We start from the raw sequence: 14,731 nt of genomic DNA, 5'->3' as shown, positions 1-14,731 counted from the left end.
TTCAGGTGACCAGTTGATTCAGTTGAATGATGGGCATGAGCACCGCAAGGACGATGAGCATCACCACCAGACCCATGCCCACGATCAGCAGAGGCTCCAGGATGGTGGCCATGTGCATGGCGCGGCGCTGCACTTCGGCGCCGAGTTGCGCCGCAGCCCGGTCGAGCATGGCGGGCAGCTGGCCGGTCTGTTCACCCAGGCGGGCGAACATGGACACCAGTGGCGGAAAGCGCTTCTTGCTGCTCAGTGCCGTGGCCAGCGGTGCGCCCTCGCGCACCAGCACCAGCGCGTCGAGTGCATCGGCGCGCATGGCCTGGTTGCCCAGTGTCTCTGCGGCCGTTTGCAGCGCACGCAGGATGGGCACGCCCGCCGCTGCGAGCATGGACAAGGTGGAGGCAAAGCGCGCTGCGTTGTAGCCGCGCGCCAGTCGGCCCACCAGCGGCAGGCGCAGCCAGGCCGCGTCCATGCTCAGCCGCAGGCCTTCGTTGCGTCGCGCCAGCCCCACACCCACGAAACCCAGCACCAGCGCGGCCAGCATGAACCACCCATAGCTGCGCACAAACGCGCTCAGGTCCAGCATGACGACCGTCAGGAAGGGCAGGGCGCGCTTGCTGCCGGCGAACACGTTGGCCACCTGTGGCACCACGTAGGAGACCAGGAACACCACGATGACGATCGCCACCAGCGTGACGATGGCCGGGTAGAGCGAGGCCGCCACTATTCTGTTCTTGAGCGCTTCACGCGCTTCCAGGTCGTCGGCCAGCCGCTCCAGCACGGCGCCCAGCATGCCGCTCTGCTCGCCAGCGGCGATCACGCCGGTGTAGATGGGTGAGAACTCGCGTGGATGCTGGGCGAGGGCGCGTGCAAAGGGCGAACCGCTGTTGACCTCGGATCGCAGGGAGGCCATGAGGTTGCGCTGCTTGTCTTCCTCGGCCTCTTCGGTGAGCGCCGTGAGTGCGCGTTCGAGAGGCAGGCCGGCGCTCACCAGGCCGGCGAGCTGGCGGGTCCACACCGCCAGTGCGGTGGCGCTGAACACCCGGCCGCCCCAGAGCGTGACGTTGAGTCCGCCAGACTTTTCACCGCTCGACGCACCAGAAGCTGGCTCCACCAGCAGCGGCACCAGGGCGCGTGCGCGCAACATGCTGCGCGCGGCGCGCGCGGTGTCGGCGTCGATCAGGCCTTTCTGGGTGGCGCCCTGTGCGTCGAGGGCTTCGAAGGTGTAGGCGGGCATCGCGTGCTTCAGTCACGAGTGACCGACATCACTTCCTCCGGTGAAGTGATACCCGCTTCGATCAAGCGCTGCCCGTCCGCGCGCATGGATCTCAGGCCAGCGGCCTCGGCGGCGACGAAGACCTTGCTCTCGGCGGCCCGGTTGTGGATCAGCGAGCGGATCTTGTCGTCGGCCACCATCAACTCGTAGATGCCGGTGCGACCCTTGTAGCCGCTCTGGTTGCAGTGCTCGCAACCCACTGGATGCCAATGACCCTTGTCGTCCTGACGGCGGCAGTGCATGCACAGGCGGCGCACCAGGCGCTGGGCCAGCACACCCAGCAGCGAGGAGCTGAGCAGGAAGGGCTCCACGCCCATGTCGGTCAGGCGCGTCACGGCGCTGGGCGCGTCGTTGGTGTGCAGCGTGGCCAGCACCAGATGGCCGGTGAGCGAGGCCTGGATGGCGATCTGCGCGGTCTCGAAGTCGCGGATCTCGCCGATCATGATCACGTCCGGGTCCTGCCGCAGGATGGCGCGCAGTGCCTTGGCGAAATCCAGGTCGATCTTGGCGTTGACCTGCGTCTGCCCGACGCCGGGCAGCTCGTACTCGATCGGGTCTTCGACCGTCATGATGTTCTGCGTGTTCGCGTCCAGCCGCTGCAGCGCCGCGTACAGCGTGGTGGTCTTGCCCGAGCCGGTGGGGCCGGTGACCAGAATGATGCCGTGCGGCTGGCCGATCAGCTGGCGGAAACGATCAAGCACATCGCCCTGCATGCCCACCGCTTCCAGGCTGAGCTTGCTCTCACTCTTGTCGAGCAGGCGCAGCACCGCGCGCTCGCCGTGCGCGCTGGGCAGGGTGGACACGCGCACATCGACCGCGCGCGTGCCGATGCGCAGGGAAATGCGGCCGTCCTGGGGCAGGCGCTTTTCGGAGATGTCGAGCTCGGCCATGATCTTCAGGCGAGAGATCAGCGCGGCGTGAAGCGCCCGGTTGGGCTGTACCACCTCGCGCAGCGTGCCGTCCACGCGGAAGCGCACGCTGGAATGGCGCTCGTAGGGTTCGATGTGGATGTCACTCGCGCCGTCGCGCGCGGCCTGCGTGAGCAAGGCGTTGAGCATTCGGATGATGGGTGCGTCGTCGGCCGTTTCCAGCAAGTCTTCAATGGCCGGCAAGTCCTGCATCATGCGGCTGAGGTCGGCGTCTCCCTGCACCTCGCTCACCACCGCGGCGGCACTGGACTCGCCCTGCGCGTAGGCCGCGCTGATGCGCTGCTTGAGCGTTTCGCCTTCTTCCCAGAGGATTTCGCGCACCTCGTGGCTGCGCAGGATCTCGGTGAGCGCCGAGAGGCGGCGCGTGCGGGCAGCGGTGTCGGCGGCGGGCGTGCTGCTGCCCAGCAAGGTCTGGCGGGTGCCGTCGTCTTCCAGCAGCCAGTGGTGCTCGCGGGCAAAGGCGTAAGGCAGCGGGTACTTCACGGCCGCCGCTTCACTTGGGGGTGTTGCCGTTCTGGGGCGGCGGAATCACCGGTGGCGTGGTGTTCGGATCGGCCAGCGAACGCACGGGGGGCGCGCTTCCGAGTGGCGGCACGGGGGAGGTGGGCGGCGCTTGCGGCGGCATCACCGGCGCTTCGTTCACGCCCAGCACGCCGCTGCGCACCGGTTGAGAGTCCTTTTGCACCGAGCGCATGAGTTCGTAGCGGTCCAGCGCCAGGTTGCTGGTCTCGCGGGCATCGCGCATCACCACGGGGCGCAGGAACACCATCAGGTTGGTCTTGCGGCGCGAGCGGGTTTCGCTGCGGAACAGGTTGCCCAGCAGCGGCACGTCGCCCAGGCCGGGCACCTTGTCCTGGTTGCCCGCGTATTCGTCCTGCAGCAGTCCGCCCAGCACCACGATGGCGCCATCGTCGACCAGCACGGTGGATTCGATGGTGCGCTTGTTGGTGATCAGTCCGGTGGCGGAGTTGATCGAGGACGCCTGCACACTGCTGACCTCCTGGTAGATGGTCATCTTGATGGTGCCGTTCTCGCTGATCTGCGGTTTCACCCGCAGGGTCAGGCCGACGTCTTTGCGCTCGATGGTCTGGAATGGATTGACCGAACCGTTGTTGGCGCCCGTGTTGGTGAACTGGCCGGTCACGAAAGGCACGTTCTGCCCGATCACGATCTTGGCCTCTTCGTTGTCCAGCGTGAGCAGGTTGGGGGTCGAGAGGATGTTGCCCTCGCCGTTCTGCTGCAGGAAACGGGCGAGGAAGCCCAGCACGTAAACGCCGTTGGTGCGCCGTGCAGCGCCCACGTTGAGACCCGGCGCCGGGGTGGCTTCACCGGTGGCAAGGTTGAGGATGTTGCGGCCGCCTTCGCCGAAGTTGGTGCCCAGCAGGCCAATCACACGGTCGCCCGAATTGCCAATGGCGCCCTGCCACTGAATGCCGAACTCGGCTGCGCGGTCGGCGTTCACCTCGGCTATCAGGCTCTCCACGTAGACCTGGGCGCGGCGCGAGTCGAGCTGGTCGATCACGGCGCGCAATTGACGGTATTGCGGCTCGGGCGCGGTGATGATGAGCGAGTTGGTGGCCGGGTCAGCCTGGATCTGGCCGCCGGTTGAAGGCTGCGCACTGGCCGAGACCGGCGTTGAGCCCGGCGATGCGCCGCCGGTCGCAGCGGTGGCGGTGCCCGTGAGGCGGATGGGGCTGCCGGCCGTGCCGGCGCTGGAGGCGCCGCTCGAGGAGGCGCCCGATTCCCCCGCCATGGCCGCACGCAGCGTGGCGGCCAGCGCGGTGGCGTCGGCGTTCTTGAGGTACACCACATGGATGTTGCCGCTGACGTTGTCCGACGACGGCTGGTCCAGCTTGGTCACGAGCGCGCGCACCAGGGCCGCGCGCGCCGGGTTGGCCGCACGAAGCACCAGGCTGTTGCTGCGTGGCTCGGCCACCAGCGTGGTCTTGTAGGAGGCGTCGTTCTGCGCGCCGCCGCCAGCCACGGCCGGGTCGATCAGCCGGCCCACCAGGGCGGCCATGTCCACCGCCACCGCATGCTGCAGGGGAATGACCTCGACGTCGGTCGCGCCAGCCACGTCCAGCGCGGCGATGATGCGGCCGATGCGTTGCAGGTTGTCCGCGTAGTCGGTGATGACGAGCGAGTTGTTGCCCGGATTGACGTTGATGGTGTTGTTGGGCCCGATCAGCGGGCGCAACACGGGCACCAGGTTGTTGGCCGACTCATGGTTCAGCCGGAAGATCTGCGTGACCACGGTGTTGGATGCGGGCAGGGCCGACACCCGGCCAGCGCTCACCACATTGCCCTGCAGCTTGGCGTCGGCCTCGGGCACGATCTTGTAGAGCCCGCCCGTGTCCACCAGCGAGAAGCCCTGCAAGCGCAGCACGGCCGCAAACTGGTTGAGCGCGGCGGTGGGCGTGACAGGTCGCTCCGTGGCGAGGTTGATGGTGCCCTTCACGCGGGGATCGACCACCACATTGCGCCCGGTGATGGCGGCCATGGTGCGCGCCACCGATTCGATCTCGGCTCCGACGAAGTTCAGTGTGACGGGCTCCCGCGTCTGGGCGTGGGCCGAAGGCAGGCTGCCATTGCCTGCGATGAGCAGCAGGGCCAGCGCCATGGCTGTCAGACCGCCGTGCGCCAGCGCAGCGGGCCGCTTCGGCCGGGCGGGGGCGACACGGGTGGGGTTCGGTTTCATGGGGCGATCGTATCTTGAGTTCGTGAGTAACAAAGCGTTCAAATGTCAACCGGTGTGTCTCAACCGATGGTCAGCAGGGATCGGGCGCCCTGGCGGCGGCCCACGATGTTGAGCAGGTTGGCCAGCGCGGCCTCGCTTTCGGGGGCGGCCTCGGCCACGCCCTGGAAGCGCAGGCGCCCACCTACCCACTGGCCCGAGCCCTGCAATTGCAGCGCGCCGCGCAGGGTGGCCAGGTCGAGTGTGGTGGTGTTGCCTTCTGCGTCGGCGCGCAGGGTCAGGCGGTAGCTGCCCAGCGGGCGCAGGGTGGACAGGCGGGAGACCAGGTCCACGGCCTCCACCGCCGCCTCGCCTTGCAGGCTGGCGCGGCCCTGGTCGAAGCGAAGGGTGAGGCCGGGCGTCTGCAGCACCAGCTGGCCTTCCATGCGCAAGGTGTTCCAAGGGGTGCCCAGGCCGGTGAGCAGTTCGGCCGGCCAGCGGCTGCTGTTGCCGGCGATGCGGAGCTCGGTGCCGCCCAGGTGGGGCAAAAGCGTCATGGCCATCGGTTGCGGGGTGCAGCAAGGCGCCGTGAGACGCAGCGACACAGCGGGTGAACCCGATGCCAGCGCGGGCCGCAGACGCCACTGAAGGCCCTGTGGCAGGGCGGTCTGGGTGCGGCTGCCTTCGCCGCCGGTGAACACCAGGTCGGCCTGGCCGTTCCAGACCGAACCGCGTGCATTCACGAGTTGCAGCTGGCCACTGGTGGCCGCACCAACCCGATCGGTCAGCCAGCGCGCGGGCGCGAAGAACACCAGCGCGGCCAGCAGGCCCACAAGGCCACCGGTCCAGGCCAGGCGGGAGGTCACAGGAGGGCCTCCGTGTTTCGCACAGCGGCGCAGGCACTCATGAACCCTGCCCCAGGCTGGGGCCCGAAAGCACCACGGTGCCGTTCCAGCCGGGATTGCCCGCTTCGCGAGAGAGCTGCGACTGCACCGGGATCAGCCGGGCATTGATGCGCACTTGCGAGAGCCATTGGGCCAGCGCATCCGGCTGGGTGTTGCGAAGCGTGACGGTGGCTCGGTCGCCCAGCACCGAAAGCTGGGCGGTCCCACCCAGGCCGTTGGTGGCCACTTCCAGCGTGCGAAGCACCTCGTCGCGGCTGGGGGGCAGGGCCGTGTTCTGGCCGCGAAGGGCTTCGGCGGCAGTGGCCATGCGCTGCATCTGGCTGAGCTGTGCGTCCAGTCGGGCATGGCGGGCGCCGGCCTGGAAAAGGGTATCCAGCGCTGGCGCCACCGCCAGCCACCACACCAGGCCCAGGCCGAGCACCCAGGCGGCGGCGATCACCGCGCGCCGCTCGCGCGGGGCCAGTCGGGCCAGCGTCGTCGAGGCGGTGGCGCTCAGGCGCCGAAAGGCATTGGGGTTGGGGGTCAAGGCCATGGCTCAGGGTTCCGGTGGTCGCAGGGCGATCTCGTTGCCGTCGAAACGCACGCGCCAGCCGCTGCGTTGCAGCGATTGCTGCAGCGCCCGCAACTGGTCTTCACTGGCGCGCCATCCCTTGAAGCGGCCTTCGCCCTGGGTGTACTCGATGTTCGACGGCACCAGGGCTTCGCCGCCGGAGGCCTGGTCGATGGCGGCCAGCAGCGCTTCGAGGTCCCCCGGCGTGAGCGCGCCGCTGGCTTGTTGCAGTCGGGCCAGTTCACGCTGCATCTGCACCGGAGCGTCCAGCACCAGCGTGACCTGCGGAAAACTGCCCTGCAGCGTTTGCTGTATGGCCTGTTGCTTGGCTGAGAGCAGGCTGCGCTCGTGCCAGGCGGCGGCGTTGAGGCCGAGCAACTGGGCGCCCACGAGTGCCGCCAGGCCCCAGCGGGCGGGGCGCCAGGCGGGCGCGCTGCGCCACTGCCGCAGCGTACGGCGCAGGCGCTGGCCGCGACGTGCTCCGGCGGAAAGGCTCAGGTCGAACTGCGCCAGATTCCAGTCGGACTGGGCGCAACGCAGCAGCCAGGCCGGGCGAGCGACGAGCTCGAAGCGTTGCTGCAGCGCACGTTCTGCCAGTTCGGCCACGCCAGGGTCGGCCAGCCAGACGTCGAAATCGCCCGGGTCACCGGGCAGGTCGGAGCCGGGGGGCATGAGCGCGGTCACCACCGCGCTGGCGGTGGCACCACCGGCCATGCCGGCAGCAGGTTCGCGCAGCGGCATGCAGCTCACGCCCAGCAGGCTGGCGCTGCCCAGCCATGCCTGATCGCCCTCGTGATGCGCCCAGTGGATCGTGGAGGGGACTTCCAGCGCGAAGCTGCGCGATGCGCCAGGCGCGGCGCCGACCGCCTCGTATTCAACCAGTGGCCACAGGGCTGGCACGATGCGCGAAACCGGGCGGCCCGCCGATTCCAATGTCTGCAGCCAGCCGCGCAGCCAGGTACGCTGGCAGGCCGCGACCCAGACCGTCTGGCCGGATCGACCACCGGGTTCCATGGCGAAGTGCAGGTCGGCCGTGTCGCTCAGCACCCGGTCTTCGAGCAGGCCGTCCAGCGCTGCTCGCAGGCGCGCCGCCGCCACCTTGGGCAGGGCCACGCGATGCCAGGACACCGCACGCGGAGGCAGCACCAGCACCACGTCGTCGTCGCGCGGGAGCAGCGATGCCGCGCCCTGGCCGTGGTCGGCCACCTGCTGACCATTGGCCGAGGTGGCCCAGTCGAACAGGGCTGCCGGCCCCGCCGGCGGGGCGGCTGAAAAATCCGAAGGGGTGACGATCAGCACGAAGGGGTGGGTATGGGAGGGTGGACAGCCATTCTAGATACGCCCGGTGTCAGCGCGCAGCAAATCCGGGGAGATGGCGCCACGGGGCGCTCGGAAGGCGCTTTGTGGCGCGGTCAGGGGCGCGAGAAGCGCTCGCGCCAGTAGATGCGCATGTCAAGGTTGTTTCTCACCACCAGCGAACGCTCCTCGATGAGCGTGTTGTCCAGCCGCAGGCGGCCGCGAACCTCGAAATGATCGCTGCGCACACCGTGGTATAGATCAGACAGTTGGCCCGTCATGGCCGGCAGGACGTTGCCCACGTCGGCCAGGCTCTTGAACGGCTTGCTCTCGCGTGCGCTCACCAGTTGGCGCGCCTGGGCCAGGTCCATGCCGGGCACGCTGGCAAAGATGGCCTGGGCACTGGCGGTGTTCAGGTTGAGCGTGGTGCGCACGGGCAGCACCGTGGCATGGGGCTCCAGCGCGGCCAGGCTGGTGCGGCTCACGCCCAGCCAGGCCAGTTGTGCAAACTTGCGAGGCAGCAGAGCGGTGCGCGAGGGCATGGGGTCGGTCAACGCCAGGTGGGTGGTGGTCTGCAGTTCTCGGGCGGCTGCATTGAGCTCGGCCTCAGGCAGGCCGAGTTGCTGGTAGAGCCGGCTGAAACTGCGCAGGTCGGTGGCGGAGATCTCGGTCTTGGCGGTGGCGCCGCTGCCGACCGTGCGCACCAGGTTCGTGAAGTTCATGCGCGATTGCAGGTCGATCACCTCGCCTGAGAGAAACGCCTGCAACGCGCTGTCATCGGCGTTGTTGCCTTTGTCAACCGCCAGAAAACTGGAAAGCCGCGCTTCTTCCAGCGGCATCGCCCAGGGCTCGCCGAAATGGTCGCCGTTGCCGCTGCTCTGATTGCTGCGCGCGTCTTCGCGAAGAATCAGGCGCGCCCAGTCCAGCGCCCCCGTGAGGATCCACCCCGCCTGCACCCTTTGCCGGTCGGCCTGCTCCACCTCGCTCGCGCGCCACTGCTGCCACAACGCCGCCGAAGCCAGCGTGGCCACCAACGTGACCGTGAGCATGGCCAGCAGGAGGGCCGCGCCGCTTTGCGAAGTACGGGAAGACCCCGCGCGCAGCGTCGGGCCAGCCGCCGGGCCGCCCCCAAGGCAGGCCCAGCCCCCTCGGGGGGCAGCGACCCGCGCAGCGGAGGAGCGTGGGGGCAAGGAGGCCGAAGCGCCGGGCCGCCCCAAGCGAGGCCAACCCCCTCGGGGGGCAGCGACCCGCGCAGCGGAGGAGCGTGGGGGCAAGAAGGCCGAAGCGCCGGGCCGCCCCAAGCGAGGCCAACCCCCTCGGGGGGCGGCGACCCGCGCAGCGGAGGAGCGTGGGGGCAAGGAGGCCGAAGCGCCGGGCCGCCCCAAGCGAGGCCAGCCCCCTTGGGGGGCAGCGACCCGCGCAGCGGAGGAGCGTGGGGGCAAGGAGGCCGAAGCGCCGGGCCGCCCCAAGCGAGGCCAGCCCCCTCGGGGGGCAGCGACCCGCGCAGCGGAGGAGCGTGGGGGCAAGGAGGCCGAAGCGCCGGGTCGCCCCAAGCGAGGCCAACCCCCTTGGGGGGCAGCGACCCGTGCAGCGGAGGAGCGTGGGGGCCACATGCTCATCCGTTCAGCCTCCCGGCTTCGAGCGTTGGCCGAACCCAATCGCGGACGATGGCGCCGCTCAAGCCTTGCCCGGGGCTCAGCACCAGTTCCAGTCGCACGCCGTTGGGGAGGTTGCCGATGCCCGGCAGTGCGCTGCCGGCGCCTTCGCTGCCCACCGACGAAAGCGGGTTGCCCCAGGTCTCGCCCCTGTGATAGAAAATTTGCCACTGGTCGATGCCGATCAGGGCGATCGCGCTTTCGGTGCTGGCGTTGCCGGTCTGTGAGGGCACCGACCCCCGGCCCCATTCACCGGCGCGCTGCCAGGCTCGCGCGAGTTCGTCGCGGCGCAACAGCGGCCCCGATTGCCAGCGCATCCACTGGCCTCCGCTGGCGCCGCCCTGCCGCGCCCACGCCACCACGCGGATGCCCCGGCTGTCCAGGCCGGTCTCACCGCTGTCGCGACGGGTCATGCGCAGCACCTGGCCGTTGAAATCCAGCGCGGCCACCTCACCGGTGTCGATCGCAGCATCGAGATCGGCGACCCATTGGCCGAGCGTCGCCTGCACACGCAGCAATGCGTCGGCGCGTTCCTGTGTGATGGTCTGCGTGCGCGACATGCCGTCGAGCGAACGCCAGCTCAGCAGCGCCAGCATCGACATGACCACGATGGCCACCAGCAGCTCGATGAGCGTGAATCCGCGGGCGCGCCCCAGTGGTCCACAAGCGACAGACGGCCGCAGCGCAGGGCCGCCCCAAGCAAGGCCAGCCCCCGTGGGGGGCAGCGACCCGCGCAGCGGAGGAGCGTGGGGGCAAGGAGGCCGCAGCGCAGGGCCGCCCCAAGCAAGGCCAGCCCCCGTGGGGGGCAGCGACCCGCGCAGCGGAGGAGCGTGGGGGCAACGAGAACGGGCCAGCCGCAGGGCCGCTCCCAAGGCAGGCCCAGCCCCCTCTGGGGGCAGCGACCCGCGCAGCGGTGGAGCGTGGGGGCAAGAAGGCCGAAGTGCCGGGCCGCCCCAAGCGAGGCCAGCCCCCTCGGGGGGCAGCGACCCGCGCAGCGGTGGAGCGTGGGGGTTCATGTTCAATACCGTCCGAGCACGGTGGACAGGGTGAGCAGGCGCACCGTGTCGGCGTCGACCACCGCCTCGACCACCGCGTCCACTCGGCGGAAGTTGGGGTTCGGCGTGGGCAGCACCGCCAGGCGCACGCGCATTTCGCGGCCGGCCTGAACGCAGGCGTACTCGCTGTCGCCCACACCGGGCAACTGGCGCTGCAACCGCAGGCGGGTGAGTTCGTTTTCGGCACAGAGCTGAGCGAGCCACTGATCGCTCTGGCGGGCCGAAGCGCGTGTGAGTGCGCCGGTGGCCTGCAAGCCGGCCGTGAGCGTGATGGCCACCACCGCCAGGGCCACCAGCACCTCGATGAGGGTGAAGCCCCGGGTGCGTTTCATGGCACGGCGGCCAGCACGGCGAAGGGCGCCAGGCCGTCGGTGGCCAGGGTCAGGCGGCGTTCGCCCTGCACCAGCTCAACCCGCTGCGCGGCGATCAGGGGCTCGGGGCCGAGCACCAACACCTGCGAGCCCGGCGGTTGCAGCACCATGGCCTGAGTGTCGGGATTCAGCCAGCCGCGCGCTCCGGCCAGAGAGCCGGGCAACGGCCGCCCGTCGCGCGCGGTGGGCAGGCCAACAAACTCGAAGCCCTGAGGCAGCAGGCGCCAGACCACCGGCAAACCGCTGGTGCGCGACTGGGCGCGCGCCGATTCCAGCAAGGCCGAAAGCCGCAAGCCTTCGCGCTCCAGCCGCGTGCCACCGTCGTCGCGCAGCGCAAAAGTTACCGCCGCTGTGGCGAGCGCCACCAGCGCCACCACCACCATCAGCTCCAGCAAGGTGAAACCTCGAGACCTGTGGAGCATCGGATGACCTCAGCGCCAAATACGAACAGAAGGGCCAGCCGCCGGGCCGCCCCCAAGGCAGGCCCAGCCCCCTCGGGGGGCAGCGACCCGCGCAGCGGCGGAGCGTGGGGGCAACGAGAACGGGCCAGCCGCCGGGCCGCCCCAAGGCAGGCCCAGCCCCCTCGGGGGGCAGCGACCCGCGCAGCGGCGGAGCGTGGGGGCAACGAGAACGGGCCAGCCGCCGGGCCGCCCCAAGGCAGGCCCAGCCCCCTCAGGGAGCAGCGACCCGCGCAGCGGCGGAGCGTGGGGGCCAGGGCCAGCCGCCGGGCCGCCCCCAAGGCAGGCCCAGCCCCCTCGGGGGGCAGCGACCCGCGCAGCGGCGGAGCGTGGGGGCAAGAAGGCCGCAGCGCAGGGCCGCCCCAAGCAAGGCCAGCCCCCGTGGGGGGCAGCGACCCGCGCAGCGGCGGAGCGTGGGGGCAAGAAGGCCGCAGCGCAGGGCCGCCCCAAGCAAGGCCAGCCCCCTCGGGGGGCAGCGACCCGCGCAGCGGCGGAGCGTGGGGGCACTCTCGTCATTGCCAGCTACCGATGTCGGCATCTTTGGCTTCGCCGCCAGCCTGACCGTCCGCGCCCAGTGAGAGCACGTCCACTTCGCCATGCAGCCCAGGGTTCAGGTACTGGTACGGCCTGCCCCAGGGATCGGCCGGGAGCTTGTCCAGGTAACGCCGCCAGTTGGGTGCGGCGGGTCCTGCGGTGGGCTTGTTCACCAGCGCATTGAGTCCTTGCTCGCCTGTGGGGTAGCGCTGGTTGTCCAGGCGATACAGCTTGAGCGCCTGCATGAGGTTGTTGACATCGGTCTTGGCGGCGGTCACGCGCGCATCGTCGGCACGGTCGAGCACGTTGGGCACGATCAGTGCGGCCAGCACGCCAATGATGACCAGCACCACCATGAGTTCGATCAGGGTGAAGCCACGCTGAAGGGCGCGCCAGGGTGTCGCCCTGGTGGGCGCGCGGGGCGATGCGGGGGGGGTGAGGTGGTTCAAAGGGATCTCCCGCCAACGCGGGCCGACAGGTGGCCGAGAGGCCGGCACCGCCGGTGGCGGATGGGCCGTGAAACGCTGGCGGTCGATCATAATGCGCGCATGAACAAGGCACCGTCGTTCGGCCATTCGGGCTTCCTCATGGAAAGCCCTGCAGCCCTGCAGCAAAGCGCCTCGCGCCGAGGGCCGGCGCTGGTGGCCGGCCTGCTGTGGCTGGCGGCGGGGCTGAGTGCCGGTTACTGGGTGTTGCAATTCATGGGTCGTTCCTCGGTGACGCCGGTGGTCACCGTGGCCACGGCGCCTGCAACTCCTGACCCCATGGCGGTTGCGCGCACCTTGGGCGCCTTGCCTGTGGCGGCGGCGGGCTCCGCACCCGTGGCTGCCGCACCGGCGCGCTACGTGCTGCTCGGCGTGGTGGCCACGGGAACCGATGGTGGCGCTGCGCTGATCGCCGTGGACAGCCAACCACCACGACCCTATCGCGTGGGCGCTTCGCTCGAAGGCGGATTGGTGCTGCAGGCCGTGACGCGCCGCACTGTCCGCCTGGGCCCTTCGCTGGATGCGCCGTCCAGCATGGAGCTGTCCTTGCCCGAGAAGGCAGCCACGCCTTCCTGAGGGCCCGCGTTCGCCCGAGCGCAGCGGCTACCTGCCCATGGCTTCCCGATCCGACAGGACACGCACCTTGGCCACGGCCTGGTTGCGGCCATCCGGCCCGACGTTGAAAAATCTCAGCGACGAGCTGCGACATCACCCCCCTTTCAATGAAATGGAGGAGGCTCACGTGATGGCTTTCGTGGAGGCTTCGCGCCAGGGTTTTTTTGCGCCAGGCGAAGCGGTGGTGCGGCCCGAGGACGGGCCGGCGCGCGAGCTGTTCTTCATCCGGAGGGGAGCCGTCACCGGCAAGCGCGGCCTGTCCGATCTGTCGGGCGGAGCCTTCCAGTACGAGGCCGGCGACCTGTTCCCGGTCAGCGCCGTGCTGGCCCAACGCGCCCCTACCACGCTCTACAGCGCCACCGAGGACACCTTCGTGCTCGCGGTGAGCGCAGACGACATGCAGGCACTGGCCGAGCGCAGCGCGGTCTTCGGCGACTTCCTCAACCGCCGCATCCTCAAGTTCCTCGACCTCTCGCGAAGCGCGCTGCAGGTGGCGTATTCGTCCCAGGCGCTGGCCGAGCAGTCGCTGGAGACACCCCTGGCCGAACTGTGCCGTTCCACGCCGGTGACCTGCCTGCCAGAGACGCCGTTGCGCGATGCACTGATGCGGATGCATGAGCTGCACATCGGGTCCATGCTGGTGGTGGACGCCGCGCAAGCCCCGCTGGGCATTCTCACGCGCTACGACATTCTGGGTCGCGTGACATTGGCGCAGCTGCCGCTGTCCACGCCGATGCACAAAGTGATGGTGCAGCCAGTGCTCTCCCTCACCCAGAAACACACCGCGCAGGACGCAGCGCTGCTGATGTCGCGCCACGGCATTCGGCACGTGCCAGTGACGCACGAGGGTCGCGTGGTGGGCATCGTTTCCGAGCGGGATCTGTTCGCGCTGCAGCGCCTGAGCCTCAAGCAGGTCAGTGGCAGCATCCGCCATGCGAGCGATCTCGTCACGCTGCAGGCCGTGGCGCACGACATCCGCCGCTTTGCACGCAGCCTGCTGGGGCAGGGTGTCCATGCCAAACAGCTCACCGCGCTGATCAGCCACCTCAACGATGTGCTCACCTCACGCCTGGTGGAGCTCACGGCCGAGCGGCATGGCCTCGATCTGCAAGCCTTCTGCTGGATCGCGCTTGGATCGGAAGGGCGCGGCGAGCAGACCATCGCCACCGACCAGGACAACGCGCTCATCGTGGCCGATGCCATCGACGGACCACCCACCGACAAGGGCCGCCTGCTGGCTTTTGCCCGCGAGGTCAATGAAGGTCTGGACGCCTGTGGTTTCCCGCTGTGCAAGGGCAACATCATGGCGAGCAATCCGGAATGCTGCCTGACACTGACCGAATGGCAGCAGCGGTTCACCCAGTGGATCGACCAGGGTTCACCCAAAGACCTGCTCAATGCGAGCATCTATTTCGACTTCCGGACGCTGGCTGGCAACACCCGGCTGACCGAGCGCCTGCGCGAGGCGGTGACACAGCGCGCCATGGCCAACCCGCGATTCCTGCGTCAGCTTGCGATCAATGGCCTGACGCAGAGTGCGCCGCTGAACTGGCTGGGCCAGATCGACACCACCACAGTGGACGGGCGCGACACACTGGACCTCAAGCTACAAGGCACGGCGATCTTTGTCGACGTGGCACGCCTTTATGCATTGGCGCAGGGGGTATCGGCTACCAGCACGCGCGAACGTTTCGAAGCTGTCGGCCCCGCGCTGGGCGCACCCGATCGTGAACACCAGGCCTGGGTGGGAGGCTTCGAGTTTCTGCAGATGCTGCGACTGCGCGCGCAACTCGACGGCACCATGGTCGGCGGCAATGCCAACCGCATCGCGGTGAGCGACCTCAATGACATCGACAGGCGCATCCTGAAGGAAACTCTGCGCGTGCTGCGCAGCCTCCAGCAGCGCGTGCGCCTGGACTACGAACGCTGAAACC

The 14,731-nt window shown here is 69.4% G+C and carries 13 protein-coding genes; 2 read left to right on the top strand and 11 right to left on the bottom strand.

The window, feature by feature from the left end; translation table 11 throughout:
* Position 1: 1 nt before the first annotated feature.
* From gspF to gspG, 11 genes are all read right to left on the bottom strand, one after another.
* Positions 2–1,231, bottom strand: a complete 1,230-nt coding sequence (gene gspF, locus AB7F11_RS02450; RefSeq protein ID WP_428290402.1) for a type II secretion system inner membrane protein GspF — start codon at positions 1,229–1,231, stop codon at positions 2–4.
* An 8-nt stretch (positions 1,232–1,239) separates the two neighbouring features.
* Positions 1,240–2,682: a type II secretion system ATPase GspE gene (gspE, locus tag AB7F11_RS02445; RefSeq protein ID WP_428290401.1), complete on the bottom strand. Its 1,443-nt coding sequence runs from the start codon at positions 2,680–2,682 to the stop codon at positions 1,240–1,242.
* Positions 2,683–2,692: 10 nt separating this feature from the next.
* Complete coding sequence (gspD, locus tag AB7F11_RS02440; protein WP_428290400.1) at positions 2,693–4,897, bottom strand: type II secretion system secretin GspD; 2,205 nt, start codon at positions 4,895–4,897, stop codon at positions 2,693–2,695.
* Positions 4,898–4,956: 59 nt separating this feature from the next.
* A complete protein-coding gene (gspN, locus tag AB7F11_RS02435) occupies positions 4,957–5,739 on the bottom strand; it encodes a type II secretion system protein N (RefSeq protein WP_428290399.1) in 783 nt (260 codons plus the stop codon).
* A 37-nt stretch (positions 5,740–5,776) separates the two neighbouring features.
* A complete protein-coding gene (gspM, locus tag AB7F11_RS02430) occupies positions 5,777–6,310 on the bottom strand; it encodes a type II secretion system protein GspM (RefSeq protein WP_428290398.1) in 534 nt (177 codons plus the stop codon).
* 3 nt (positions 6,311–6,313) lie between these two features.
* Positions 6,314–7,627 carry a type II secretion system protein GspL gene (gene gspL, locus AB7F11_RS02425; RefSeq protein ID WP_428290397.1) on the bottom strand — a complete coding sequence of 438 codons (1,314 nt, stop codon included), beginning with the start codon at positions 7,625–7,627 and terminating at the stop codon, positions 6,314–6,316.
* A gap of 113 nt (positions 7,628–7,740) precedes the next feature.
* On the bottom strand, positions 7,741–8,814 hold the full coding sequence (gene gspK / locus AB7F11_RS02420; protein ID WP_428290396.1) for a type II secretion system minor pseudopilin GspK: 1,074 nt from the start codon (positions 8,812–8,814) through the stop codon (positions 7,741–7,743).
* Between the two features lie 425 nt (positions 8,815–9,239).
* Positions 9,240–9,935, bottom strand: coding sequence for a PulJ/GspJ family protein (locus tag AB7F11_RS02415; protein WP_428290438.1), 696 nt, complete (start codon positions 9,933–9,935; stop codon positions 9,240–9,242).
* 362 nt (positions 9,936–10,297) lie between these two features.
* The gene (gspI, locus tag AB7F11_RS02410) at positions 10,298–10,666 is read right to left on the bottom strand and encodes a type II secretion system minor pseudopilin GspI (RefSeq protein WP_428290395.1); all 369 of its coding nucleotides are present in this window, start codon (positions 10,664–10,666) and stop codon (positions 10,298–10,300) included.
* Positions 10,663–11,127, bottom strand: coding sequence for a prepilin-type N-terminal cleavage/methylation domain-containing protein (locus AB7F11_RS02405; protein ID WP_428290394.1), 465 nt, complete (start codon positions 11,125–11,127; stop codon positions 10,663–10,665). The genes gspI and AB7F11_RS02405 overlap by 4 nt, the downstream gene beginning before the upstream one ends.
* A 548-nt stretch (positions 11,128–11,675) precedes the next feature.
* Positions 11,676–12,146: a type II secretion system major pseudopilin GspG gene (gene gspG, locus AB7F11_RS02400; RefSeq protein ID WP_428290393.1), complete on the bottom strand. Its 471-nt coding sequence runs from the start codon at positions 12,144–12,146 to the stop codon at positions 11,676–11,678.
* A 99-nt stretch (positions 12,147–12,245) separates the two neighbouring features.
* Here gspG and AB7F11_RS02395 point away from each other — a divergent pair, with 99 nt between their 5' ends.
* Entirely contained in the window at positions 12,246–12,758 is a 513-nt protein-coding gene (locus tag AB7F11_RS02395; protein WP_428290392.1) for a type II secretion system protein N, read from the top strand.
* Between the two features lie 169 nt (positions 12,759–12,927).
* Positions 12,928–14,727 (top strand): DUF294 nucleotidyltransferase-like domain-containing protein, encoded by a 1,800-nt coding sequence (locus AB7F11_RS02390; protein WP_428290391.1) that lies wholly within the window; start codon positions 12,928–12,930, stop codon positions 14,725–14,727.
* Positions 14,728–14,731 lie beyond the last annotated feature (4 nt).

The organism is Hydrogenophaga sp. (assembly GCF_050250835.1).
Classification (GTDB): Bacteria; Pseudomonadota; Gammaproteobacteria; order Burkholderiales; family Burkholderiaceae_C; genus Hydrogenophaga.
Note: the sequence above shows the minus strand (reverse complement) of the source record. Positions and strands in the feature narration are given on the sequence as shown.

What these genes read in the sequence shown, in the direction of transcription:
- gspF (WP_428290402.1), bottom strand. Translation starts at nt 1,231, where the DNA reads ATGCCCGCCTACACCTTCGAAGCCCTCGACGCACAGGGCGCCACCCAG.
- gspD (WP_428290400.1), bottom strand. Translation starts at nt 4,897, where the DNA reads ATGAAACCGAACCCCACCCGTGTCGCCCCCGCCCGGCCGAAGCGGCCC.
- gspM (WP_428290398.1), bottom strand. Translation starts at nt 6,310, where the DNA reads ATGGCCTTGACCCCCAACCCCAATGCCTTTCGGCGCCTGAGCGCCACC.
- gspI (WP_428290395.1), bottom strand. Translation starts at nt 10,666, where the DNA reads ATGAAACGCACCCGGGGCTTCACCCTCATCGAGGTGCTGGTGGCCCTG.
- AB7F11_RS02405 (WP_428290394.1), bottom strand. Translation starts at nt 11,127, where the DNA reads ATGCTCCACAGGTCTCGAGGTTTCACCTTGCTGGAGCTGATGGTGGTG.
- AB7F11_RS02395 (WP_428290392.1), top strand. Translation starts at nt 12,246, where the DNA reads ATGAACAAGGCACCGTCGTTCGGCCATTCGGGCTTCCTCATGGAAAGC.
- AB7F11_RS02390 (WP_428290391.1), top strand. Translation starts at nt 12,928, where the DNA reads ATGGCTTTCGTGGAGGCTTCGCGCCAGGGTTTTTTTGCGCCAGGCGAA.